The 23,129-nt window shown below is 61.8% G+C and carries 21 protein-coding genes; 11 read left to right on the top strand and 10 right to left on the bottom strand.

Annotated features, from left to right (window positions below; translation table 11 throughout):
• Positions 1 to 47: 47 nt before the first annotated feature.
• The 5 genes from pdxH to dinG all read right to left on the bottom strand — a co-directional run bounded on the left by pdxH (position 48) and on the right by dinG (position 8,002).
• Complete coding sequence (pdxH, locus tag ACGSLL_RS12695; RefSeq protein WP_394506265.1) at positions 48 to 695, bottom strand: pyridoxamine 5'-phosphate oxidase; 648 nt, start codon at positions 693 to 695, stop codon at positions 48 to 50.
• 24 nt (positions 696 to 719) lie between these two features.
• Positions 720 to 1,826, bottom strand: coding sequence for an OmpA family protein (locus ACGSLL_RS12700; protein WP_394506267.1), 1,107 nt, complete (start codon positions 1,824 to 1,826; stop codon positions 720 to 722).
• Positions 1,827 to 1,939: 113 nt separating this feature from the next.
• Positions 1,940 to 3,085: a serine hydrolase domain-containing protein gene (locus ACGSLL_RS12705; protein ID WP_394506269.1), complete on the bottom strand. Its 1,146-nt coding sequence runs from the start codon at positions 3,083 to 3,085 to the stop codon at positions 1,940 to 1,942.
• 202 nt (positions 3,086 to 3,287) lie between these two features.
• A complete protein-coding gene (locus ACGSLL_RS12710; RefSeq protein ID WP_394506271.1) occupies positions 3,288 to 5,762 on the bottom strand; it encodes a beta-galactosidase in 2,475 nt (824 codons plus the stop codon).
• Between the two features lie 95 nt (positions 5,763 to 5,857).
• A complete protein-coding gene (dinG, locus tag ACGSLL_RS12715; protein ID WP_394506273.1) occupies positions 5,858 to 8,002 on the bottom strand; it encodes an ATP-dependent DNA helicase DinG in 2,145 nt (714 codons plus the stop codon).
• Positions 8,003 to 8,100: 98 nt separating this feature from the next.
• Between dinG and ACGSLL_RS12720 the strand changes: the two genes are divergently transcribed.
• On the top strand, positions 8,101 to 8,559 hold the full coding sequence (locus tag ACGSLL_RS12720; RefSeq protein WP_394506275.1) for a DUF2269 family protein: 459 nt from the start codon (positions 8,101 to 8,103) through the stop codon (positions 8,557 to 8,559).
• Between the two features lie 113 nt (positions 8,560 to 8,672).
• Here the strand turns inward: ACGSLL_RS12720 and ACGSLL_RS12725 are convergent, their stop codons facing one another.
• The 4 genes from ACGSLL_RS12725 to ACGSLL_RS12740 form a co-directional block, all read right to left on the bottom strand.
• Positions 8,673 to 9,431, bottom strand: coding sequence for a collagen-like protein (locus tag ACGSLL_RS12725; protein WP_394506277.1), 759 nt, complete (start codon positions 9,429 to 9,431; stop codon positions 8,673 to 8,675).
• Positions 9,424 to 9,705: a DUF1145 domain-containing protein gene (locus tag ACGSLL_RS12730; protein ID WP_208938452.1), complete on the bottom strand. Its 282-nt coding sequence runs from the start codon at positions 9,703 to 9,705 to the stop codon at positions 9,424 to 9,426. The genes ACGSLL_RS12725 and ACGSLL_RS12730 overlap by 8 nt, the downstream gene beginning before the upstream one ends.
• 159 nt (positions 9,706 to 9,864) lie before the next feature.
• Positions 9,865 to 10,587 (bottom strand): OmpA family protein, encoded by a 723-nt coding sequence (locus ACGSLL_RS12735; RefSeq protein ID WP_208938453.1) that lies wholly within the window; start codon positions 10,585 to 10,587, stop codon positions 9,865 to 9,867.
• Between the two features lie 90 nt (positions 10,588 to 10,677).
• Entirely contained in the window at positions 10,678 to 11,373 is a 696-nt protein-coding gene (locus tag ACGSLL_RS12740; RefSeq protein ID WP_394506280.1) for an OmpA family protein, read from the bottom strand.
• Between the two features lie 199 nt (positions 11,374 to 11,572).
• Between ACGSLL_RS12740 and ACGSLL_RS12745 the strand changes: the two genes are divergently transcribed.
• The 4 genes from ACGSLL_RS12745 to ACGSLL_RS12760 are packed head-to-tail and all read left to right on the top strand — an operon-like array spanning position 11,573 to position 13,289.
• Complete coding sequence (locus ACGSLL_RS12745; protein ID WP_394506282.1) at positions 11,573 to 12,070, top strand: DUF6231 family protein; 498 nt, start codon at positions 11,573 to 11,575, stop codon at positions 12,068 to 12,070.
• A gap of 4 nt (positions 12,071 to 12,074) precedes the next feature.
• Positions 12,075 to 12,551 (top strand): YchJ family protein, encoded by a 477-nt coding sequence (locus ACGSLL_RS12750; RefSeq protein WP_394506284.1) that lies wholly within the window; start codon positions 12,075 to 12,077, stop codon positions 12,549 to 12,551.
• Between the two features lie 43 nt (positions 12,552 to 12,594).
• Positions 12,595 to 13,089 (top strand): LEA/WHy family protein, encoded by a 495-nt coding sequence (locus ACGSLL_RS12755; RefSeq protein WP_394506286.1) that lies wholly within the window; start codon positions 12,595 to 12,597, stop codon positions 13,087 to 13,089.
• The gene (locus ACGSLL_RS12760; RefSeq protein WP_034154967.1) at positions 13,086 to 13,289 is read left to right on the top strand and encodes an SEC-C metal-binding domain-containing protein; all 204 of its coding nucleotides are present in this window, start codon (positions 13,086 to 13,088) and stop codon (positions 13,287 to 13,289) included. Before ACGSLL_RS12755 ends, ACGSLL_RS12760 begins: the two co-directional genes overlap by 4 nt.
• A gap of 852 nt (positions 13,290 to 14,141) precedes the next feature.
• Here ACGSLL_RS12760 and ACGSLL_RS12765 read toward each other — a convergent pair.
• Complete coding sequence (locus tag ACGSLL_RS12765) at positions 14,142 to 14,699, bottom strand: cysteine hydrolase family protein (RefSeq protein WP_394506494.1); 558 nt, start codon at positions 14,697 to 14,699, stop codon at positions 14,142 to 14,144.
• Between the two features lie 196 nt (positions 14,700 to 14,895).
• Here ACGSLL_RS12765 and ACGSLL_RS12770 point away from each other — a divergent pair, with 196 nt between their 5' ends.
• From ACGSLL_RS12770 to ACGSLL_RS12795, 6 genes are all read left to right on the top strand, one after another.
• Positions 14,896 to 17,346, top strand: coding sequence for a penicillin acylase family protein (locus ACGSLL_RS12770; RefSeq protein WP_394506289.1), 2,451 nt, complete (start codon positions 14,896 to 14,898; stop codon positions 17,344 to 17,346).
• A 381-nt stretch (positions 17,347 to 17,727) separates the two neighbouring features.
• Positions 17,728 to 18,762, top strand: coding sequence for a ligase-associated DNA damage response exonuclease (locus tag ACGSLL_RS12775; protein WP_394506291.1), 1,035 nt, complete (start codon positions 17,728 to 17,730; stop codon positions 18,760 to 18,762).
• Positions 18,759 to 20,447: an ATP-dependent DNA ligase gene (locus tag ACGSLL_RS12780; RefSeq protein WP_394506293.1), complete on the top strand. Its 1,689-nt coding sequence runs from the start codon at positions 18,759 to 18,761 to the stop codon at positions 20,445 to 20,447. Before ACGSLL_RS12775 ends, ACGSLL_RS12780 begins: the two co-directional genes overlap by 4 nt.
• A gap of 382 nt (positions 20,448 to 20,829) precedes the next feature.
• Positions 20,830 to 21,612, top strand: coding sequence for a transporter substrate-binding domain-containing protein (locus tag ACGSLL_RS12785; protein WP_042608231.1), 783 nt, complete (start codon positions 20,830 to 20,832; stop codon positions 21,610 to 21,612).
• Positions 21,613 to 21,668: 56 nt separating this feature from the next.
• The gene (locus tag ACGSLL_RS12790; protein ID WP_394506296.1) at positions 21,669 to 22,397 is read left to right on the top strand and encodes an ABC transporter permease; all 729 of its coding nucleotides are present in this window, start codon (positions 21,669 to 21,671) and stop codon (positions 22,395 to 22,397) included.
• A complete protein-coding gene (locus ACGSLL_RS12795; protein ID WP_090282093.1) occupies positions 22,394 to 23,104 on the top strand; it encodes an ABC transporter permease in 711 nt (236 codons plus the stop codon). Before ACGSLL_RS12790 ends, ACGSLL_RS12795 begins: the two co-directional genes overlap by 4 nt.
• Positions 23,105 to 23,129: the final 25 nt, after the last annotated feature.

Below are 23,129 nucleotides of genomic sequence, written 5' to 3' on the forward strand. Positions count from 1 at the left end.
CAAATCAGCAATCCTGCGCCGCCGGCTGCTATCGCTCGGTAGACTGCTCAGGGTGCAAGTCGTTCAAGAATCCAGGCGGCGCCCTGCGCGCGGTAGTTGAGGCGATCGTGCAGACGGCTCGGCCGGCCCTGCCAGAACTCAATGCGCTCGGGCAGCAAGCGATACCCGCCCCAGTGTGCCGGGCAGTCGGGTTGGGTATCGGAGAAACGCTGCTCGGTGGCCTTGAGCAAATCTTCCAGTTCACCGCGGCCGTTGATCACCCGGCTCTGCGGTGAGGCCCAAGCCCCGAGACGGCTACCCAACGGGCGCACCTGGTAATACGCATCTGACTCCTGCGACGTGACCTTCACCACCCGCCCTTCGATGCGCACCTGACGCTCCAGCGTCGGCCAGAAGAACGTCATTGCGGCAAACGGATTGGCCGCCAGCTGCTGGCCCTTGGCACTGTCGTAATTGGTGAAGAATGTGAAGCCGTGTTCGTCCAGGCCCTTGAGCAGCAGAATGCGGCAATGCGGACGCCCCTCGGCATCGACCGTGGCCAGAGTCATGGCGTTGGCCTCGACCGGCGCCTGTTCGGTGTTCACCGCATCGGCGAACCACTGGTGAAACAGGGCAAACGGCTCGGCCGGAGCTTGCGCCTCGGTCAAGCCATCGCGGGTGTAATCACGACGCATATCTGCCAGAGCCTGGGTCATGGCGCATTCCTTTTGATTAACGGATCACTTTTTGGTGGCGTCTGTCGCAGCGACTTTCTTGTCGGTCGTGGCGGCTTTGGCTGGCGCGGTTTTCTTCGCGGCCGGTTTGGCCGGCGCCTTTTTCGCAGGGGCCTTGGCCGCAGCTTTCTTGGCTGGGGCCTTTTTCGTCGCCGGGGCGGCAGCTTTCTTCGCGGCAGGCGCCGGAGTCGCCGGTTTGGCCACTGGCTTGACGTCTTGCGCCGCGACCATTGTCACCGGCTTCGGCGCTGGCATGTTGTATTTGCTCAACAGCGCAACCATGGTGTTTTGCGGGGTCACCAGCAATTCGACGCGACGGTTCAAGGCGCGGCCTTCAACGCTGTCATTGGCCGCACGCGGCGCTTCCGAACCCATGCCACGCAGCATCAGGCGATCACGCTGCAGACCGCTGAGGCGGAAGATCGCCGCCACCGATTGCGCACGTTCCTGACTGAGCTTGATATTGGCCGGCGCGGCACCGCTGGTGTCGCTGTGACCGAGTACCAGCACGGCAGTCTTCGGATCGGCTTCGAGAATTTTCGCTACGCGAGTGAATGGGCCAAGGGTGACCGGCAACAGCATCGCCGGGCGGTCCGGGTTGAACGAGCCTTCGACTGGCGCGGTGACGACCAGCACGTTGTCGCGGCGCTCGAGTTGCAGGTTGCTGTCCTTGACCGCTTCGCGCAGACGCGGCTCGTAGTCGTCGAGCCAGGCCTGAGTCACTTTGGGATCAGGCATCGGCACCGCTTTGGCAGTCGGCTGGTCCTTGCCGCCGAACGGCCACCACCATTTGCCACTGGACTCGGCCTCAGCCTTGGCGACAGTGACCGGTTTTTTCACTTCCGGAGCAATTTCAGCCTTCAGGTCGGCTTTGGTCGCTTCATCGCTGGAACCGAACGGCCAGTACCACGGATTGCTGCTCTCGGCCTTGGCGACCGGTGCAGTCGCGGCAGGTTTCAACGGGGCCGGGGCGGGTGCAGGCTCCTTGGCCGCGACCGTGTCGGAAGAACCGAACGGCCACCAACTGCCGCCGTCCGCGTCGTTTTTCGGGGTCTGTGCGCAACCGGTGATCGCTACACACAGGGCCAGGGCGAGAGTCTTTTTAGATGACATTGAAAATCCACAAAATGAAGTAATGAAAAATCAGAGCACTTTCGCCCGGATAAACAGCCGTTTTGAATCGAAAATCCTGTTGAGGTTCCGCCCCTGGAACCTCTATCAATGCTTTACAGACAAGTGGCAAGCACCCGCGCGAGCTTTTGCGCGCGCGGGTCCATCAATACATAGGGCCCAAGGGTATTTGTCACAAAACCGAACGCAACATCATGCTCAGGGTCAGCAAAACCAATGGAACCGCCCGCTCCCGGATGGCCGAACGCGCGCGGGCCGAGGCCGTAGGTGGCGTTGGGCACTTCCGGTTGGTCGAGCATGCAGCCGAGACCGAAACGCGTGCGAGTCAGCAACGTCTTGTCGTCGCCGAGGCTGTGCTCGCGGGTCAGCTCCTGGAGCATGTCGCTTTCGAGGAGGCTGCCGTCGAGCAGGCCGGCATAGAACCCGGCCAGACTGCGCGCATTGCCGTGGCCGTTGGCCGCTGGTTGCTGCATGCGGCGCCATTCCGGTTTGTTGGTGCTGGTCAGCACCGAGGGCGGATTGGTGAAGGCACGGGTGGTCATGGCCGTCGGCTCGCGCATGGTCACTTGTAGCAGACGCTGGGCCGCGGCGTCGCCGGGGTTGCCTTTGCCACGGGCGATATGCGCCACGCGATGAAACTCTTCGTCAGCCAGGCCGACGTGGAAATCCAGCCCCAACGGCTTGGCCACGCGGGCGACGATGGACTCGCCCGGCCCACGGCCGTCAGCGCGGCGCAGCAATTCGCCAACCAGCCAACCGTAAGTGATCGCGGCATAACCGTGACCGGTACCCGGCGTCCACCACGGAGCTTCGGCCGCAAGGGCATCGACCATGGTTTGCCATTCGTACAAGGCTTCGGGAGCGAGCAGTTCGCGCAACGCCGGCAGACCGGCCTGATGGCAAAGCAACTGGCGCAGGGTCACGGATTCTTTACCGGCAGCGGCAAACTCCGGCCAATAGCGGGCGACTGGTGCATCAAGTTGCAACTTGCCTTCGGCCACCAGTTGCAGCGCGGTGACCGCAGTAAATGTCTTGGTGCAGGAGAACAGGTTGGCGATGGTGTCACTGTGCCAGGCTTCGGCGCCGTCCTTGTCGGCGGTGCCGGACCACAGGTCGACAACGGTTTGTCCACCAACCTGAATGCACAGGGCTGCGCCGCGTTCCTGGGGATCGTCGAACAGTGCGGCAAATGCTTCGCGCACCGCTTCGAATTGAAGCTCGTAATGACCCTGAATCTGCACCCGCAACTCCCCCGCGAAAACGCTCTACAAAGTGGCCCGCATTGTTCCAGCCCTAGAGGGATTTGGGAACAGGCGCGGGCCAGACGGTTGTTCTGGAAATTTTGTCGAGGCGGCTCGCGCCCACAGGGGATATCAGCTGTTACCGAAATCCTGTGTGGGAGCGAGCCTGCTCGCAAAGAACGATAACGCGGTGTCTCAGAACTCAGTGACCATTGGCAGAATGCCCACCCGCATGACCGGCACCTGCCGCTTTACCGGCCTCCCCTTTGCGCCCTCCCTCAGCCTCATGGGCCGGAACTTTCTGCGCTTCTTTACCCAGTTGTTCCAGCGCCTGCAAATTACTCTTGCGCACGGTTTCGACGAAGCCCTGATACGGCAGATCAGTGACCCCGACCAGTCCGAAGTGCCCGTTTTCACCGTCGAGCAAGCGCCCGGTCACCGGTTGATCCAGATACTGGAACCAGTGCACGCCAACAATCGACGGCTCGTTCAGCGCCTGTTTGAGGAAGTTGGCATAGGCCGGGCCGCGATCTTCTTCTCGCGCTACTTGCGTGACACCACCCCAGAGTGGGCCGCGATCGGTCGAGCCGAAATTGAACTCGGTGATCAGCACCGGTTTGTCCAGTGCAGCGAGCGCGGCGAAGTCATGACCGTCCTGCGGTTTGAGGGTGTACAGGTTGAAGCTCAGCACATCGCAATACTGCGCACAGGACGCCACGGCTTCCGGCGTGCTCACAGCGAAGCGCCCGCCGAGCAGCATCTGGTTAGGCGCGTGCCATTTCAGCGAGTCGGAAATGGTCTTGAAGTACGTGTCGGCGAAAACCTTCTGGAAGTATTTGAAGTCAGCCTCGATTTCCGGGTGTTCCGGGTTCGGCAGCGGCGGCACGAAGCCCGGATCTTCCATCAATTCCCAGGCCGGCAAGTCGATGCCCCAGGCCTTCGACAGCCCGGCCTGATTGCGGTACTTGTCGCGCAGTTGCTTAAGGAAGGCGCGTTTGGCCGGCACGTCGGTGGTCATTTTCAGCGTGCCGTACGCCAGCGCGTAACGCGAGTGGGGATCGTCGCCGGGACCGGCCCAGGCCAGTTCGTTGTCCGCGTAATAGCCGATCAGCCACGGATCGTCGCGATGATCGCGCGCTGCAATTGCCACCGCACGCTCGGTGGCCATGGCAAAACGCGGATCGAACGGGTCAGGCATGCCGCCCCACCAGTCGCTGCCGGTACTGATGCTGGTGTAGTCGCCGACGATCGACAGCGGCAACGTGTACGGCACGCGCTCGGCATCGGCAAGCACCGGTGCGCTCCAGTTGCCGATGGTGTTGAAGCCCCAGGCTTGCAGGCGATCGAGGGTGTGAGTGGCCCAATGCTGCTCGTCGATATTCGCTTGGCAAGGTGTGGCGCTTTCGGCGCGGGCGATCTGCGCCGCGTCTGTTTGCGCGGCTTCAGCGACTCCCGACTTCGGCTCGACGATAGCCACGGCGCCAGGCGCGGCGGTTTTCTCGGTGGAGGTTTCGGCGGCTTCGGATTTGGCCGCCTCTGCCACGCCGGATTTGCCTTCGCTGTCCGCCTTGCATGGCGCGCCGTACAGGCGTTGCAGGTTGGCGGCGTAGAAGTCATACCAACGGCCATTGGCATAGCCTCGGCCCTGATCGACGCCATTGCCGCCGCGATTGTCACCCTCGCCAAAATGGCTGGCCAACGGTTCGTTCGGCTTGGGCAAGGCTTCGAACATGTATTCTCGACCGCTCACATAAGTGCGGCTGACGTCGGGGCTGACGGTATTGACGCCGAGGGAGTAGAACGGATGCCCTTCAGGGGTCACCAGATACCAGCGGCCGTCGCGTTTTTCAGTGTGAAAGAAACCGCTGGCCTTGAACGCCGGGCCCTGCTTCCAGCCACCAAACTTGTCCAGCGAGGACTTCTCGCGCTCGGCCAGCCAGGTTTTCAGTTGTTGCTGTTCCTTGGCAGCGGCGGATTTCAGTTGCTGGTCGTCGGCGATCTTTTCCGGCCACTTGCCTCGGGTCGATTGCCCGTAAGCATCGACCAGATTGCCGTACACGGCTTGGTTGACCCCGTCGTCGTTCTGCACGCCAAAACGTTCGAGCAGCAGACTCTGGGCAACTTTCGGCTGATCCAGCGACAGGCTGACCGAGACCACCTGACTGCGGTCGATCACGCCACTGCTGCTGGCGAGCAGGATGCGTTGGCCATCGACAGTCATCGGCATCGCCGGCCCGGCCTTCATGCCCTGGCTCAATGGCGTGGTGGCGACCAAAGGCACCAGCAGGGTCTGCGCCGGCCCGGCGGGCAGGTCGACGCGGCTGACCAGGGTTTTGCCATCGTTGCTCTGAATCTGCACGTAAACCGTCACGGCCCAATCCATTGCGCTCTGCAACCGCAGGGTCATCATGCCGGACTGCGACCAGTCCCATGCGCCGGTCTGCGGCGTCAGGCGCAGGGTCGGTCGGGCCACGGGATTGAACGTCACACGGCGCAGCACCTCGCCCTCTGCGGTCTGCTCGGCGTTGGCTTGCGGCAGATCAGCATTTTCGGTGACAACCTTGACCACGTCGGCCGGGCGCACGAAGTTGAACAGGGTCTGTTGACCGGCAGGCGCTGCGCACAACGGCGCAGCGAAGATCAGGGCGAATACAGCGGGCAACGAACGGCGAATCATAAGAACGGAGTTCTCCCTAACGACCCATCAAGGCCAGTGGAAAAGCGGTGGCAGAGAGATAGACAACACGGTGGGCGAAACCGCCCACTGTTGTCTCAGGATATTTCGCGGCGGAACGGCGGCAGTGCGTTGAGGATCGCCTTGCCGTAGCGCTGGGTGACCAGACGCCGATCGAGCAAGGTGATGGTGCCGCGGTCTTCTTCGGTGCGCAGCAGACGCCCGCAGGCCTGTACCAGTTTCAGCGAAGCGTCGGGCACCGAAATTTCCATGAACGGATTGCCGCCTCGCGCTTCGATCCACTCCGATAACGCGGCCTCGACCGGGTCATCCGGCACCGAAAACGGGATCTTCGCGATCACTACGTGCTCGCAATAAGCGCCCGGCAAGTCGACGCCCTCGGCAAAACTGGCCAGCCCGAACAACACGCTGGAATCGCCGCCATCGACCCGCGCCTTGTGCTTGTTCAGGGTTTCCTGTTTCGACAGGTTGCCTTGAATGAACACTTGCTTGCGCCAGTCGCGGTCGAGGCCGTCGAACACGTCCTGCATCTGTTTGCGCGAAGAGAACAGCACCAGCGTGCCACGCGAGCCTTCGACCAGATCCGGCAGCTCGCGAATGATCGCCGCCGTGTGCGCCGCCGCATCACGCGGGTCGGCCTTAAGGTCCGGCACGCGCAACACCCCGGCATCGGCGTGGTGAAACGGGCTCGGCACCACGGCGGTGACGGCTTTTTTCGGCAGACCGGCGCGCATGCGGAATCGGTCGAAAGTGCCCAGCGCGGTCAGCGTTGCCGAAGTCACCAGACAGCCGTAAGCGACGTTCCACAGGCTGCGGCGCAGGGTTTCTGCGGCGAGGATCGGGCTGGCGTTGACCTCGATGTCGAACAGCGAACCGCTTTCGGCCAGGGTCAGCCAGCGCGCCGTCGGCGGGCTGTCTTCCGGGTCTTCGGCGGTGAACGCGGTCCACAATTCCCAGTTGCCCGAAGCACGGGACAACAGGCTGCCGAACAGCGGGTACCATTCTTCGGCCTGATTGCTGGCGATGCCAATGTTGACCTCACCATCCATGCCTTCCTTGAGCAGGTCGGTCAGGCGCTGGAACAGATCGTTGAGACGGGAAAAGCCCTTCTTCAGCTCGATGCCCATTTCGCGCATGTGCTCGGGAATCACCCCGCCGACAAAGCGATGACGCGGGCGCTCGCGCCCCTCGACGTCTTCACCGGGTTTGAAATCGGCCACCTGTTCGCAGGCGCTGAACATGAACTGCTGCTGTGCCTTGATCTCCCGCGCCAGCTCCGGCACCTGCTCGATCAGCTTGCCCAGATCGCCCGGCAACGGGTGCTGAGCCAGCAGCTTGGTGAGGTTCTTGGCAGTGGTTTCCAGCCAGTCGGCAGTGGAACGCAGGCGCGTGTAATGGGCGAAGTGGCCGATCGCCTTGTCTGGCAGATGGTGGCCTTCGTCGAACACGTAAATGGTGTCGCGCGGATCCGGCAGCACCGCGCCGCCGCCCAACGCCAGATCGGCCAGGACCATGTCGTGGTTGGTGACGATCACGTCGACCTTGCCCATGCCTTCGCGCGCCTTGTAGAACGCGCATTGGCCGAAGTTCGGGCAATGCCGGTTGGTGCACTGGCTGTGATCAGTGGTCAGGCGCGCCCAGTCGGCGTCTTCCAGCGCATTCGGCCAACTGTCGCGGTCGCCGTCCCACTTATTGCCAGCGAGCTTTTCGATCATGCTGGTGAACAGCTTCTGACTGGCCTCGTCGACCTCGATCTTGAAGCCTTCTTCTTCGAACAGCTGCGCGGTGGCGGTTTGTGCGTGGCCTTCCTGCAGCAGCATGTCGAGCTTGGACAGGCACATGTAACGGCCACGCCCCTTGGCCAGTGCAAAGCTGAAATTCAGCCCGCTGTTGCGCATCAGGTCAGGCAAATCCTTGTAGACGATCTGCTCCTGCAGGGCCACGGTCGCGGTGGCGATCACCAGACGCTTGCCGGCCAGTTTCGCGGTCGGGATCGCGGCGAGGCTGTAGGCCACCGTCTTGCCGGTACCGGTGCCGGCTTCCACCGCGACAATGGCGGGGTCGCCACTGCGCCGGCCTTCGTCATCGGTGTCGATATCGCCGAGGACTTTTGCGATTTCAGCGATCATCAAGCGCTGACCGTAACGCGGCTTGAGGCTCTTGGCTTCTAGAAAACGCGAATAGGCGCCCTGGATCGTGGTTTTGAGTTCAGTGCTGATCATTGAGTGTCGGGCGCAAAAACGCTGGATAAATTTTCAGTGGTTTGATTCGGCGGCTATCATACCCCGCTAATCGATCCTGCGCAGAACGGAGTGCCCGAATGACACCTTTTAGCCTCGTTTATCCCCTGCATGTCCTCGCCGCGCTGGTGTGGGTCGGCGGCATGTTTTTCGCCTGGATGGTCTTGCGCCCCGCGGCTGTGAAGGCGCTGGAGGGGCCTGCCCGACTGACCCTGTGGGTGGAAGTGTTTCAAGGTTTTTTCCGTTGGGTCTGGGTCGCAGTGATCCTCTTGCCGATCACCGGTGTAGGCATGTTGCATCTGCAGCAGGTCGGGTTCGAGACCGCGCCGAAGTATGTGCAGGTGATGATCGGTTTGTACGTGGTGATGACCGCGCTGTTCATCCGCATTCAGGGGCTGATGCTGCCTGAGCTGCGCAAAGCGGTAGAGGCGAAGGACTGGCCGGCAGGTGCGGCAGTGCTGGGGCGGATACGTCGGGTGGTGGGGTTTAATCTGCTGGTCGGGTTGGTGCTGGTGGCGGTTGCGGCGGCCCGGCCTTGATCGTTCCCACGCTCTGCGTGGGAATGCCGCAAGGGACGCTCTGCGTCCAGTGACGCGGAGCGTCACAGGCAGTGTTCCTTTGCTGCGCGTGGGAACAATCGGCGGATTGGCCGTTAAAGGCGCTGCACAGTCACAACCCCCGCCGCCCCCACCGGCCCAGGCTGTCCATCCGCGCCGGCCTTGCCGTTCTTGCCGCCATCGGCGCGATACACCAGGCAGCCCTTGGACTTGCCGCCTTTGCCCGCCTTGCCGCCAACTCCTGCCGGCCCACCAGCACCGCCCGCCACGTTGACCTTGATCAGCTCGGCCGGAAATTCACGCGGTACCTCAAGGCGCACCAGCGCTCCCGGTGCGCCCGGCTGGCCGTCGCTACCGTTGCTGCCATCGGAACCATGCCCGGCGGCGCCATACGTGCAACCCGGATCTTCACCGTTACCGCCGTCGAGCCCGACAAATCCAGGGGCGCCCGTGCCGCCACGAGCGTCAACCAACAGCTGCGGCGCGCTCAACGCCTTGAATTGCAGATTCAGATTGCGCCCGGCACGAGCAGCTTTTTCATAAGTGCCCGGTGCCCCGCGCGCGGTGATCTGGCTGCCTTCGCTGAGGTCGGCGCGCGCCACTTTCATTTCCAGCGCCTGTTCGGCCGGGACGATCGCGATGCGCGCTTCATGGCCCAAACGTAATTCACCGACGTTCAATTCGGTCACGTTCGACGGGATCAGCAAAGTGCCGTAATCGGCCACTTCAAGCTTCTCCAGCTGCAAGGTGCTGGCAGTGTTGGGCAGACGCATCAGCGAGTTGGCTTCGACGCTGACCACCTGGGCGCAGGCCAAGGGACTGATGAATGCAGCGAGCAGGCAGAGTTTACGCATGGGAAGAAGCCTCCGGAGCGGCCGGGGCCGGGATGGTTTGCAGGTGGAAGATGCCGAACAAGAGAATGCGGCCACGATCACGCCAGGGATGCGGACGGCCTTTGAGGCTGCGGTTGCACAGCAGCACTTCGAGTACGTGGATCAGCAACAACAGACCGCCGGCCAGATTGACCAGCAGGTGCAGCGGATGAACGAACGGCACCAGTTGATTGGCCAGCACCACGCAGCAGAACAGCAGGGTCAACAACCGCCCCAGCCACCAGAACACTTTCATACGCCCCCCGTGTTGCGAATTATTCTTTGCGCGCACAGTACCGGCTTCTACGGGGGATAAGCCAGAGGGTCAAATGAAAAAACTTCGCCATGCCGCTAAATGGCTGCCGGAGCGATAACGATCGCCCGGCAGCTCTAGCCTGCGCCCTGCAGCGGCACACTAACGATTGATGTGCAATTCCACGCGACGGTTCTGCGCGCGCCCTTCGTCTGTGGCGTTGTCCGCTACCGGTTCGCTTTCGCCACGCCCTTCGCTGGTCAGTTTGTTCGGCGCCAGGCCCTGACTCAGCAGATAAGACGCAACACTGCTGGCACGGCGTTCCGACAAGGCCTGGTTATACGCATCCGAGCCCTTGCTGTCGGTGTGACCGATGACCTTGATACTGACCACGTCGGCGTTGCGCAACTTGTCCATTAGCGTATCGAGCTGCGCCGTCGCGGCCGGGGTCAGGTCGGATTTGTCGAAATCGAACAGCACGTCGCCGGCATCGCTGAGGGTGATGACTTCCGTTTGCGGCGCCGGCTCCGGCGCTTTGGTCGCCGCCGGGTACACCGGCAACGGGCAACCGCGATGATCGACCTCGGTGTTTTCCGGGGTATCCGGGCAGCGGTCGCGGCGGTCGAATACGCCATCGCTGTCTTCATCGCCGTCCTGGGCGTAACAGATCAGGCCCCCGGTGAGGATGCCCAATGCCGCGCCGCCGCCGGCCCAGCCGCCACTTTCGATAGCGCCGAGGCCGCCACCGACCAGCCCGCCGAGAAGGCTGCAGATCGGCCATGTACGTTGATTGAGGGGTGCAGTGCCATCGCTGTGCGTGGCGCAACCGGTGAGCAGGCTGCCGAGCAGCAGTACCGGCAAGACGGACCTTGCGAAAACAGTCATGGTGAAAGCTCCTGTGTCACCGGCCCATACCGGTTACACAGGAGTAAAGACCCGCATCCGCGACTGCACAAGCCGCGGATGCGAGAGGGCTTAGCGGACGATTTTGATTTCGGTGCGACGGTTCTGCGCGCGACCATCAGCCGACTTGTTATCCGCCACTGGCTGGCTTTCACCGAGGCCGGAGACCGAGACGAAGCTGGCGCGTGGCACGCCCTGCTGGATCAGATACTCCACCACCGAATGCGCACGGCGATCCGAGAGTTTTTTGTTGTAGGCATCGCTGCCCACGCTGTCGGTGTGACCGGTCACGGTCAGCTGCGCGGTCGAGGATTCCTGTTTCAGGCGGTCGGCAACCTTGTCGAGTACCTGTTTGTCAGGCCCGGTCAGCGTGGCCTTGTCGAACTGGAAGTGCACATCACGGATGACGATGGTTTCTTCCTTGACCACTACCGCTTCTTCTACCACTGGCGCCGGGGCCGGTGGCGGGCAACCGTCAGCGTCGACCTGGACGCCTTTAGGCGTGCCCGGGCACTTGTCGCGACTGTCCGGCACACCATCGCCGTCCTCATCGCCATCGCCGTGAACCCAGCAATACGCCGCTGCCGTACCACCGACCAGCAGCGCACCGTAGCCGGCCCACGAAGCGCTTTCGGTGGCACCGAGACCGGCGCCGACCACACCACCGACCGCCGCACAGGTCGGCCAGTCGGTTTTCTGCAAACCTGCACAACCAGTCAACACACTGGTTAGCAGAACCAAGGGTAATGCTGTCCGAACTATGCTCATCTAGTTTTCTCCTGAGGGATCGGCTTAAAACCGATTCAGGGAGTAAAGACCGGAGTTTTAATCTCCGCCAGCAATAGGCCATTGCTGTTTGCGACCGTGTTCACAGGGCTTGGCCAGATTGGCGGGCAAGCGCGCCGACGCAACGCTTTGCCACCGCGCACAGGCAGGCTAGTCTTGGCGGTCTGATTGAGGAGCATTGATGAACGTCGCCATTTCTTCCCGCACGCCCCAACAGGCATTGGCTGCCTTGCTGGATCGTTACGCGCCGGCGCACTTGCTGCTGATCGGCGCAAGCGAGTTTCCGGCCTTGAGCGCTTTCAAAGAGGCGCATCCGGACACGGTGGTCGCCCACGCCGCCCCCGGTGCATTGCCCGCCGAGCTGGCGGCGCAGCGCTTTGATCTGGCGCTGATCGTCGATTGCCTGGAACATTTGCCCAAGCGTGACGGCCTGAACCTGTTGGGTGGCATCCGTAACCTAAACGCCAGCCGCATCGCGGTGTTGGCAGACCTGAGCGCCAGCGGCTGGCAGGACACCGACTTCTATTCGCTGGCACTGCAGGCCAGCGAGCGTTTCCAGCGCGACGATCAGGTGCTGACCCTGTTCACCTACGATCTGCTTGACTACAAACAAGTCCCTGACTGGCTCAATTCGCGATTCTGGGCCAATCCGGAAAACTTCGGGAAATACTGGTGGTAATGCAATGAGTACAGCCATTTGCCCGTGCGGCAGCGGCAATCTGCTGGAGGCCTGCTGCGGCCACTATCACGAAGGCCACCCGGCACCCTGCGCCGCAGCGCTGATGCGTTCGCGCTACAGCGCCTACGTGCTGGGGCTGATCGATTATCTGGTGGCGACCACCCTGCCCGCTCAGCAGCCGGGACTGGATCGCCAGTCGATCAGCAACTGGAGCGCGCAAAGCACCTGGCTCGGTCTTGAAGTCGAAAGCTCGGAAGTCTTTGGCGGCCAGCCGGAACACGCCTTCGTCACCTTCACCGCGCGCTGGCATGATGACCAGGGCGAGCACAGTCATCGCGAGCGCTCGTCCTTCGTGCAGAACGGCGGGCGCTGGTATTTCATCGACCCGACCGTGTCGGTGAAGCTGGGGCGCAATGACAATTGCCTGTGTGGCAGCGGGCAGAAATTCAAGAAGTGCTGCTCGGGGTATTTCGGCGCGTAGACCGGCCGGCGACTAGACTGAGGGTCAAAGGGAGTTCTGCTCGATGCTCGGTCAACGTCACACATTGCGATGGGTTGTTCTGATGCTGATGTTGAACCTCGGCGGTTGCGCGTCGTGGTTCAGCGACGACAGCGTCGACCCCGCCGTGCATCTGGTGAAAGTCGAAGTGGTGCGGGCAAAATTGCTCGAACAGAAATTCATCCTGCATTTTCGCGTCGACAACCCCAACGACAGCGAGCTGACCGTGCGTGGTCTGGAATACCGCATCCATCTTGCCGACATGCTGCTGGCCGAAGGCGAGCATGAGCACTGGTTCAGCGTCGGACCCCAGCACAGTGCGTATTTCAAGGTGCCGATCCGCACCAACCTGTGGCCGAAGGTCAAGGACGTGGTGAAAATGCTGAAAAAATCCGATCAGCAGATTCCTTATCGCTTGGAGGGCGAAATGGAAACCGGTTTATTCATCGCCCACTACGTGCACCTGAAGCGCAATGGCGTGATAATCCCCGCCGATTTAATTCCGGAGCAACACCGATGACCCAGCAACCCCATGTCCACGGCCCTGACTGCAACCACGATCATGATCATCATCACGAGCACGACCACGGCCACGTGCACGGCCCGAACTGCGGACACGCCCACCAGGAACCGGTGCGCAACGCCCTGAAAGACGTCGGCCGCAACGACCCGTGCCCATGCGGCAACGGCAAGAAATTCAAGAAGTGCCACGGCGCCTGATCCGCCAGGCAAAGTATTTCTTCGCCCGTTAGCCCGCCATCGCGAGCAAGCTCGCTCCCACCTTTGACCGCGTTACTTCAACTGGAACACGGTCCCCTGTAGGAGTGAGCCTGCTCGCGATGAGGCCGGCACATCCAGCATGGTTGTCGCCTGATCCACCGCCATCGCTTGCAGGCAAGCTCCCACAAAAAACCGCCGCTTTCTCAGGCCGAGTGTCAGCTCGCCTGCTGTTGATCTTGATCACTGGCGATGTCGAAGGCTTCGGAGCCTGAAAATCAAAAGCCCCTCACCCTAGCCCTCTCCCGGAGGGAGAGGGGACTGACCGAGGTGGATGCGGAAGAGACGCCAACCTGGAATACCGAGTCGTAGGCAGTTTCCGAACGGCCCAAAAATCGGCCCCCTCTCCCTCGGGAGAGGGCTGGGGTGAGGGGCGAATCCACCGAAAATCTCAAACCATGCGACGCTTCTAACCACTCAACAATGAGCGTTAGCTCGAGTGCCCTTGATCTTGATCTTGCCTAACCAGCGACATCGGAAGGCTGAGCGCAGGGATTGATCCGGGCGTGGGAGCGCAGCGACCGTACGACGAAGTCGTACACAGCGGAAGTAGGTGCAGCGAAGCAAACCGTAGCCGCTGCGCCCGGATCGATACCGGAGCGAAGGGACCCGAGCCTGCGAGGGCCGTACGTAGGAGCAAAGCCTTTTGGTTCCTTTTTGGCGTCTGAAAAAGGGACTCGCCGTAAGGGCGAAACCGCCAGCCGCCACACCCGCAGCAACGGATATGCTCAAACCAAAAAACTCAGCGCTTGAAAGAAAGCCATCGCGAGCAGGCTCACTCGTACAATCAGATATTCAGCCAGCCGCCAGAACCCGGGCACTGCTGACCACCGTCGCATACTCCCCGTGCAAATTCCCCAGCGACATACCATGCACCTCCTCAGCCGTACGCGGAGTGCCGAAATAATCTGCCTTTTCGAAAGTAAAACACCCGTCTTCCACCACCCACGCATCGAACCCCAGATTGCCAGCGGTGCGCGCCGTTGATTCCACCGAATTGTGAGTGGCCACGCCGACAATCACCAGTTGCCCAATCCCCGCCTCACGCAATCGCGCCTCCAGCCCGGTGGCAGAAAACGCATCCGGCACCTGCTTCTGAACCAGCCATTCGTCCCGCTGCGGGACGAATCGTGGCTGAAGCTCCACGCCCTCCTGCTCCGGCCAGAACACCGATTCCGGCGAGTGCGACAGATGCTGCACATGAATCACCGGGCGTGCGGTTCGGCGCCATAGCGCCAACAGATCAAGAATCCGTTCTTCCGCCTGCGGGTTATTTCTGCGCCCAAGACGCGGATGCAGAATGCCTTTCTGTTGATCAATGATGATCAGTGCAGCGTTGCCCTTGAGCTCCATGGCGATTTTTCTCACGAGGTTTGATCGGTTTTCCTCAGTTCACCATCACCGCTTCGCCTCAGGCAACTGCAAACGCGCCGACTGACCGCCGTACCACTGAAGAAATAACCGCTCGCCCCGCTTGCGCGGCCCTCGCCTGCTCACTAACGTAGCGCCTTTATTGCGCCCCCAGCCTTTATCCCCAGGAGCTTCGCCCATGGCCTCGCCAGCCCTTACACATTTTCTTCCCCGGTTCGGCGTTGCCGCAGCAGTGGCCGGTGTCCTGGGCCTGTCCGGTTGCCAGACCTGGAACGCGCAAGACAGCCTGCCACCGACCTCCGGCGTGCAGCCGCTCAAGGGCCTGGCGCAGAACGTGTCCGTGCGCCGCAATGCCATGGGCATGCCGTTGATCGAAAGCAACACCTTCCACGATGCGCTGTTCAGCCTCGGCTACGTCCACGCCAGCGACCGCATCAACCAGATGGTCACGCTGCGTCTGTTGGCGCAGGGCCGTCTGGCGGAAATGTCCGGGGCCTCGCTGCTCGATGCCGACCGCTACATGCGGGCAGTGAATCTGAAGAAGAGCGCCGGCGAGCTGTACAAGGCCTCGTCGCCGCGGCTCAAACGCTTCTTCGAAGTCTATGCGCGGGGCGTCAACGCCTACCTGTTCCGCTACGCCGACAAGCTGCCGGGCGATCTCGCCGCCAGCGGCTACAAGCCTGAATACTGGAAACCGGAAGACTCGGCGCTGATCTTCGCCCTGCTGAATTTCAGCCAGTCGGCCAACCTGCCGGAAGAAATCCAGTCTTTGGTGCTCGCACAAACCGTCACCAGCGACAAACTCGCCTGGCTGACGCCGTCCGCGCCGGATGAAAACCTGCCGCTGGCCGAGGCCGACAAGCTGCAAGGCCTCAAGCTCAACGGGCAGATTCCTGGGTTGAGCGAACTGAGCAACGCCAGCCAGCAACTTTCGGCGCTGAATCTGCTCGGTGCAACGTCGGCGAATAACTGGGCGATCGCCCCGCAACGCAGTCGCAGCGGCAAGAGTCTGCTGGCCAGCGACGCTCACGGGCCGCTGATGGCGCCGTCGCTGTGGAGCTTCGTGCAGATCCGCGCGCCGAAATATCAGGCGGCCGGGGTGACCATCGCCGGTTTGCCGATGGTGCTGGGCGGTTTCAACGGCAAGGTCGCCTGGAGCATGACCAGCGTGCTCGGCGACAATCAGGACCTGTTCCTGGAAAAAGTCCGCCGTCAGGGCAGCAGCCTGACCTACGAGGTCAACGGCAAATGGCAGCCACTGGGCGTGCGCAACGAAACCTATTTCGTCAAAGGCCAGCGACCGATTCGCGAAGCGGTGTATGAAACCCGTCACGGCGCGCTGCTCAACAGCGCTCAAGCGGCGGCGCAAGGCGGCGGTTTCGGCCTGGCCTTGCAGACCCCAAGCTTTACCGACGACAAATCGCTGGACGCGTTTTTTGACCTGACCCGCGCGCAAACGGTTGAACGAGCTTCCGACGCCAGCCGCGAAATCCGCGCCATCACCGCCAATCTGGTGTTCGCTGATGCAAGCAACATTGGCTGGCAGGTTACAGGACGCTTCCCCAACCGCCGTGAAGGCGAAGGCCTGCTGCCCTCGCCGGGCTGGGAGGGTCGTTATGATTGGGACGGTTACGCCGACCCGATGCTGCACCCCTACGATCAGGACCCGGCGCAAGGCTGGCTCGGCACCGCCAACCAGCGCGTGATCCCGGACGGTTACGGCATGCAGTTGTCGAAATCCTGGGCGGCGCCGGAGCGCGGCGAACGCCTGGCGGAACTGGCTGGCGCCAGCAAACACGACAGCCGCAGCGTGATCGCCATGCAATACGACCAGACCACGACCTTCGCTGCCAAGCTGAAAAAAGTCTTTGAAGCGCCGGGCATGAAACAACCGCTGAAGCAGGCGATCGATGCCCTGCCGGAAGCCGAGCGCAGCAAGGCCCGCGAAGCCTTTACGCGGTTGATGGCGTTCGACGGCAAGCTCAGCCCGACCTCGGCAGATGCGGCGCTGTATGAACTATTCCTGCAGGAAAGCATGAAGCAGATCTTCCTCGACGAACTCGGCCCGCAGTCGAGCCCGGCGTGGAAGGCGTTTGTCGCCAACGGGGATACGTCCTACGCGGCGCAAGCCGACCATTTGCTCGGTCGCGAGGACAGCCCGTTCTGGGATGACCTGCGCACCCCGCAAAAAGAAGACAAGGCGCAGATTCTCGCGCGCAGCCTCGCCGCTGCGATCACTGCCGGCGACAGTCAGTTGGGCGGCGATCACCGCGCCTGGCAGTGGGGCAAGTTGCACAGCTACCAGTGGAGCAATGCCAACGGCCAGACCGTGCGCGGACCATTGGCTGCAGGTGGTGATCATACGACGCTGAATACGGCCGCATTCGCTTGGGGGCAGGACTTCGCGACCACGCGGGCACCGTCGATGCGTTTCATCGTCGACTTCGGCCAGGCGGAACCGTTGATGGGGCAGAACGGTACCGGGCAGTCGGGCAATCCGCTCAGCCCGAATTACCTCAATGGTGTCGATGCGTGGCTCAAAGGGCAATACATCGGCTTGCCAATGCAGCCGCAGAATTTTGACCGGGTGTATGGCAAGACCCGATTGACACTGACTCCCGGCAAGTAAACGCAGTTTTCCCTGTGGGAGCGAGCCTGCTCGCGAAGACGGAGGCACATTCAGAATTGATGTGTCAGGTAAACCGCTTTCGCGAGCAGGCTCGCTCCCACATTGGCTTTTAATCGTTCCCACGCTCCGCGTGGGAATGCCTCAACGGACGCTCCGCGTTCGGCTCTGGTTGGGACGCAGAGCGTCCCGGGCTGCATTCCCACGCAGAGCGTGGGAAGGGCCAGAACCCGGTCCATCAGGTTGATATACCTCGTCAGACACTTCGCTCGGCCCCCTCTCCCTCCGGGAGAGGGCTGGGGTGAGGGTAGCGCGCCAAAACCGATCGAACTTCCAGCCTCACGCCCGCCTCATACGTAACAAGCCCCCCATTCCGGTCACGACATGGATCTTGTTATCGCCCGACCCGAAGGTCTGTATTGCCCCGCCGGGGATTTCTATATCGATCCGTGGCGCCCGGTCGAACGTTCGGTCATCACCCACGCGCACGGCGATCATGCACGAACCGGCAACCAGCATTACCTGTCCAGCAACGCCAGCGAAGGGATTTTGCGCGCACGCCTCGGTCAGGATATCAACCTGCAGACCCTGCCCTACGGCCAGCGCCTGACGCATCACGGTGTCACCTTGAGTTTTCACCCGGCCGGCCATGTGCTCGGTTCGGCGCAGGTGCGTCTGGAATACGGCGGCGAAGTCTGGGTCGCGTCGGGCGACTACAAGGTCGAACCGGACGGCACCTGCGCGCCGTTCGAACCGGTGCGCTGCCACACGTTCATCACCGAATCGACCTTCGGCCTGCCGATCTACCGCTGGCAGCCGCAAGCGCAGATTTTCGCCGAGATCAATCAATGGTGGGCAGCCAATATTGCCGCCGGCAAAGCCAGCGTGTTGCTCTGCTATTCATTCGGCAAGGCTCAACGAATTCTCCACGGCATCGACGCCAGCCTCGGGCCGATCCTCAGCCACGGTGCGGTCGAGCCGTTGAACCGGGTCTATCGCGAGGCCGGCGTGTATCTGCCTCCGACGCTCTACGCCGGAGACATAAAGAAAAGCGACCCGATCATGCGCCAGGCGCTGGTCATCGCCCCGCCCTCGGCCGGCGGCAGTACGTGGGTGCGTCGTTTCGGCGAATTCAGCGACGGTTTCGCCAGTGGCTGGATGCGTTTGCGCGGCACCCGCCGGCGGCGCGGCGTCGATCGCGGTTTCGTGCTTTCCGACCACGCCGACTGGCCGGGCCTGCTATGGGCCATCGAACAGACCGGCGCGGAACGAGTGATGGTCACCCACGGTTCGATCGGCGTGCTGGTGCGCCATCTGCGTGAAAAAGGTCTGGATGCGCAAGGCTTCAACACCGAGTACGGCGATGACGAAGAAGAAAGCGGCGCCAGCGAGCCCGCCCCTGCCGAGGTGCCGACATGAAAGCGTTTGCCGAGCTGTACGCCGAACTCGACGCGACCACCTCAAGCAACGCCAAACTGGCGGCGATGCAGGCTTACTTCGCCCAGGCCCAACCCCAGGATGCGGCGTGGGCGGTGTACTTTCTTTCCGGCGGCCGGCCCCGGCAACTGGTGCCGGTAAAAATCCTGCGAGAGCTGGCGGTCGAGGTTTCCGGGCTGGAACCGTGGCTGTTCGAGGAAAGCTATCAAGCGGTCGGCGATCTGGCGGAAACCATTTCGCTGGTGTTGCCGGAGAACCTGCACAGCTCTGAAGCCGGCCTTGCTGAGTGGATTGAAGACAAACTGCTGCCGCTGCGCGGCGAAACACCGGATTATCTGGCGCGACAACTGCCAGCACTGTGGGCGCAACTTGATCGCGCGAGCCTGATGCTGTGCATCAAACTGATCACCGGCAGCTTTCGCGTCGGCGTGTCGAAACTGTTGGTCACCCGCGCTTTGGCCGCGATGGCCGGGCTCGACAGCAAACGCGTCGCGCAGCGCCTGGTCGGCTACACCGACCTGTCCAACCGGCCGAACGCCGCCAGCTACCTGAAACTGATCGCCCCTGAGTCGGCTGACGAACATGCCCAGCGCGGCGGCCAGCCCTACCCGTTCTTCCTCGCCCATGCCTTGTCGCAACCGGTCGATCAGTTCGACGCATTGCTCGGTCCGGTCGACAACTGGCAGGTGGAATGGAAGTGGGATGGCATACGTGCGCAGGTGGTCAAGCGTGACGGCCGTTTGTGGGTATGGTCGCGAGGCGAGGAACTGGTCACCGAGCGTTTTCCCGAACTCGACGTGCTGGTGCATGGCTTGCCGGATGGCACGGTCATCGACGGTGAAATCGTTGTCTGGAAAAGCACCCATCCGAGCACCGAAGACGCTTTCGATCCGCAGTCCACGGCGCCGCCGGCGGTTCAACCCTTCGCCCTGCTGCAACAACGCATCGGCCGCAAAACCCTCGACAAGAAGATCCTCGAAGACGTGCCGGTGGTGGTGCTGGCCTACGACCTGCTGGAATGGCAAGGCGAAGACTGGCGCAACCAGCCCCAGGCCAAACGCCGAGAACAACTGGAAGCGGTGATCGCCCGTTGCAACAGCCCGGTGCTGTTGCCGTCGCCGGTGCTCACCGGCAGCAACTGGGCCGACCTCGCCCAGCAGCGCGAAGCCTCGCGACGTCTCGGGGTCGAGGGCATGATGCTCAAGGCGCGCGAAGCGTTATATGGCGTCGGACGCACCAAGGACATGGGCGTGTGGTGGAAGTGGAAAGTCGACCCGTTCAGTGTCGATGCGGTGTTGATCTATGCGCAGCGCGGTCATGGTCGCCGGGCTAGCCTGTACAGCGATTACACCTTCGCCGTGTGGGACGGCCCGCCGGAGTCGAGCCAGCGTTCGCTGGTGCCGTTTGCCAAAGCCTATTCGGGACTTACCGACGAGGAAATGCGCCAGGTCGACAGCATCGTGCGCAAGACCACCGTCGAGAAGTTCGGCCCGGTCAGCAGCGTCAAACCGAGCCTGGTGTTCGAACTGGGTTTCGAAGGCATCGCCCTGTCACGGCGGCACAAGAGCGGGATTGCCGTGCGCTTCCCGCGCATGCTGCGCTGGCGCAAGGACAAAACCGTCGAAGAGGCTGACAGCCTCGCTACCTTGCAGGATCTGCTGGCCTGATCCTGGCCCCGCCCCGGTGATCGCGGTGATCGCGGTGATCGCAATGATCGTTCCCACGCTCTGCGTGGGAACGCAGCCCGGGACGCTCTGCGTCCCTTCCAAAGCCGAACGCGGAGCGTCCGTTAAGGCATTCCCACGCAGAGCGTGGGAACGATCAAGGTGAGCAGTCGAGCGCCGAGCAGTGTAAAGACCCAAAACTGTGCAAGAATCCAGACCCAGCCAAGCGCGCGCACCAATCGCGTGCCCGCCCTCGTGTCTCAATCTTTTAAAACACCTGTTCGGCACTCTGGTTCGGAAATTGCTACTTTCTATAGGTCGTAAGCGTTGCAGTAACAATAATTCTGCGCCACAAGCGCTCATATTGGTTCTTAGGGATTGAATAATGAAAAAAGCATTGCTGACCCTTTCTGCACTGGCGTTGTGCATGGCCGCCGGCTCCGCGCTGGCCAAGGAATACAAAGAGCTGCGCTTTGGCGTTGACCCTTCGTACGCACCGTTCGAGTCGAAAGCGGCCGATGGCAGCCTGGTGGGTTTCGATATCGACCTGGGTAACGCGATCTGCGCCGAACTGAAGGTCAAGTGCAAGTGGGTCGAAAGCGATTTCGACGGCATGATTCCGGGCCTCAAGGCCAACAAGTTCGACGGTGTGATCTCGTCGATGACCGTGACCCCGGCCCGCGAGAAAGTCATCGACTTCTCCAGCGAGCTGTTTTCCGGCCCTACCGCTTACGTGTTCAAGAAAGGCTCGGGCATCACCGCTGACGTTGCGTCGCTGAAGGGCAAAACCGTCGGTTACGAGCAAGGCACCATTCAGGAAGCCTACGCCAAAGCCGTGCTGGACAAGGCTGGCGTAAAAACCCAGGCCTATCAGAACCAGGATCAGGTTTACTCCGACCTGACTTCCGGTCGTCTCGACGCCGGTATCCAGGACATGCTGCAAGCCGAACTGGGCTTTTTGAAGTCGCCTAAAGGCGCCGATTACGAAATCAGCCAGCCGGTCGACAGCGAATTGCTGCCAGCCAAAACGGCTGTCGGTATCAAGAAAGGTAACACCGAGCTGAAAGCCCTTTTGGATAAAGGTATCAAAGCGTTACACGACGACGGCAAATACGCCGAGATTCAAAAGAAACACTTTGGCGATCTGAATCTGTACAGCGGCAAATAATGCCCCGGCGCCCATCCTCGATGGGCGCCTTTTCCATCCGTTCAGGTTGCTGATTTATGTTTGAAACCCTTCTGCAAAATCTGGGGCTGGCCTCCTTCAGTCTGCAGGGCTTCGGCCCGTTGCTGCTGGCAGGCACCTGGATGACCATCAAATTATCGGCGATGTCGCTGCTGGTGGCCGTGTTGCTCGGCCTGCTCGGCGCCAGTGCCAAACTGTCGAAAGTCAAAGTGCTGCGCCTGCCCGCCCAGCTCTACACCACGCTGATCCGCGGTGTGCCGGACCTGGTGCTGATGCTGCTGATCTTCTACAGCCTGCAAACCTGGCTGACGTCGCTGACCGACTATATGGAATGGGAATACATAGAGATCGACCCGTTCAGCGCCGGCGTACTGACCCTGGGCTTCATTTATGGCGCGTATTTCACCGAGACCTTCCGTGGCGCGATCCTCGCGGTACCGCGCGGTCAGGTCGAAGCGGCCACCGCCTATGGCTTGAAACGCGGTCAGCGCTTTCGCTTCGTGGTGTTTCCGCAAATGATGCGTTTCGCCCTGCCGGGCATCGGCAATAACTGGATGGTGATGCTCAAGGCCACCGCACTGGTGTCGATCATCGGCCTGGCCGATCTGGTCAAAGCCGCGCAGGACGCCGGTAAAAGCACCTATCAACTGTTCTACTTCCTGGTCCTTGCCGCGTTGATCTATCTGCTGATCACCAGTGCGTCCAACTTCATTCTGCGCTGGCTCGAACGCCGTTACGCGGCGGGTGCCCGGGAGGCGGTGCGATGATCGAACTCCTCCAGGAATACTGGCGCGCCTTCCTTTATACCGACGGCCAGAACATCACCGGGCTGGCGATGACGATGTGGCTGCTGACCGCCTCGATCTGCATCGGCTTCATCGTCTCGATTCCGCTGTCGATCGCCCGCGTTTCGCCGCACTTCTATATTCGCTGGCCGGTGCAGTTCTACACCTATCTGTTCCGGGGCACGCCGCTGTATATCCAGCTGCTGATCTGCTACACCGGGATCTACAGTCTGGCGGCGGTGCGTGAACAACCGCTGCTCGACAGTTTCTTTCGCGATGCGATGAACTGCACGATCCTCGCCTTTGCCTTGAACACCTGCGCCTACACCACGGAAATTTTTGCCGGGGCGATTCGCAGCATGAACCACGGCGAAGTCGAAGCGGCCAAGGCTTACGGCCTGACCGGCTGGAAGCTGTACGCTTACGTGATCATGCCGTCGGCGTTGCGCCGGTCGTTGCCGTATTACAGCAACGAAGTGATCCTGATGCTGCACTCGACCACCGTGGCCTTCACCGCGACCATTCCCGATATCCTCAAAGTCGCGCGGGACGCCAACTCGGCGACCTTCCTGACCTTTCAGTCGTTCGGCATTGCCGCGCTGATCTACCTGACCATCACCTTTGCGCTGGTCGGCCTGTTCCGTCTCGCCGAACGGCGCTGGCTGGCCTTCCTCGGGCCGACGCACTAGGCCCAGCTCAGGAACTGAAGAGATA

Source organism: Pseudomonas retamae, assembly GCF_043496865.1.
In the GTDB taxonomy this organism is placed as follows: domain Bacteria; phylum Pseudomonadota; class Gammaproteobacteria; order Pseudomonadales; family Pseudomonadaceae; genus Aquipseudomonas; species Aquipseudomonas retamae.

What these genes read in the sequence shown, in the direction of transcription:
- ACGSLL_RS12730 (WP_208938452.1), bottom strand. Translation starts at nt 9,705, where the DNA reads ATGAAAGTGTTCTGGTGGCTGGGGCGGTTGTTGACCCTGCTGTTCTGC.
- ACGSLL_RS12770 (WP_394506289.1), top strand. Translation starts at nt 14,896, where the DNA reads ATGGCCTCGCCAGCCCTTACACATTTTCTTCCCCGGTTCGGCGTTGCC.
- ACGSLL_RS12790 (WP_394506296.1), top strand. Translation starts at nt 21,669, where the DNA reads ATGTTTGAAACCCTTCTGCAAAATCTGGGGCTGGCCTCCTTCAGTCTG.
- pdxH (WP_394506265.1), bottom strand. Translation starts at nt 695, where the DNA reads ATGACCCAGGCTCTGGCAGATATGCGTCGTGATTACACCCGCGATGGC.
- ACGSLL_RS12700 (WP_394506267.1), bottom strand. Translation starts at nt 1,826, where the DNA reads ATGTCATCTAAAAAGACTCTCGCCCTGGCCCTGTGTGTAGCGATCACC.
- ACGSLL_RS12780 (WP_394506293.1), top strand. Translation starts at nt 18,759, where the DNA reads ATGAAAGCGTTTGCCGAGCTGTACGCCGAACTCGACGCGACCACCTCA.
- ACGSLL_RS12760 (WP_034154967.1), top strand. Translation starts at nt 13,086, where the DNA reads ATGACCCAGCAACCCCATGTCCACGGCCCTGACTGCAACCACGATCAT.
- ACGSLL_RS12775 (WP_394506291.1), top strand. Translation starts at nt 17,728, where the DNA reads ATGGATCTTGTTATCGCCCGACCCGAAGGTCTGTATTGCCCCGCCGGG.
- ACGSLL_RS12755 (WP_394506286.1), top strand. Translation starts at nt 12,595, where the DNA reads ATGCTCGGTCAACGTCACACATTGCGATGGGTTGTTCTGATGCTGATG.
- ACGSLL_RS12720 (WP_394506275.1), top strand. Translation starts at nt 8,101, where the DNA reads ATGACACCTTTTAGCCTCGTTTATCCCCTGCATGTCCTCGCCGCGCTG.
- ACGSLL_RS12735 (WP_208938453.1), bottom strand. Translation starts at nt 10,587, where the DNA reads ATGACTGTTTTCGCAAGGTCCGTCTTGCCGGTACTGCTGCTCGGCAGC.
- ACGSLL_RS12710 (WP_394506271.1), bottom strand. Translation starts at nt 5,762, where the DNA reads ATGATTCGCCGTTCGTTGCCCGCTGTATTCGCCCTGATCTTCGCTGCG.
- dinG (WP_394506273.1), bottom strand. Translation starts at nt 8,002, where the DNA reads ATGATCAGCACTGAACTCAAAACCACGATCCAGGGCGCCTATTCGCGT.
- ACGSLL_RS12765 (WP_394506494.1), bottom strand. Translation starts at nt 14,699, where the DNA reads ATGGAGCTCAAGGGCAACGCTGCACTGATCATCATTGATCAACAGAAA.
- ACGSLL_RS12740 (WP_394506280.1), bottom strand. Translation starts at nt 11,373, where the DNA reads ATGAGCATAGTTCGGACAGCATTACCCTTGGTTCTGCTAACCAGTGTG.
- ACGSLL_RS12745 (WP_394506282.1), top strand. Translation starts at nt 11,573, where the DNA reads ATGAACGTCGCCATTTCTTCCCGCACGCCCCAACAGGCATTGGCTGCC.
- ACGSLL_RS12725 (WP_394506277.1), bottom strand. Translation starts at nt 9,431, where the DNA reads ATGCGTAAACTCTGCCTGCTCGCTGCATTCATCAGTCCCTTGGCCTGC.
- ACGSLL_RS12750 (WP_394506284.1), top strand. Translation starts at nt 12,075, where the DNA reads ATGAGTACAGCCATTTGCCCGTGCGGCAGCGGCAATCTGCTGGAGGCC.
- ACGSLL_RS12795 (WP_090282093.1), top strand. Translation starts at nt 22,394, where the DNA reads ATGATCGAACTCCTCCAGGAATACTGGCGCGCCTTCCTTTATACCGAC.
- ACGSLL_RS12785 (WP_042608231.1), top strand. Translation starts at nt 20,830, where the DNA reads ATGAAAAAAGCATTGCTGACCCTTTCTGCACTGGCGTTGTGCATGGCC.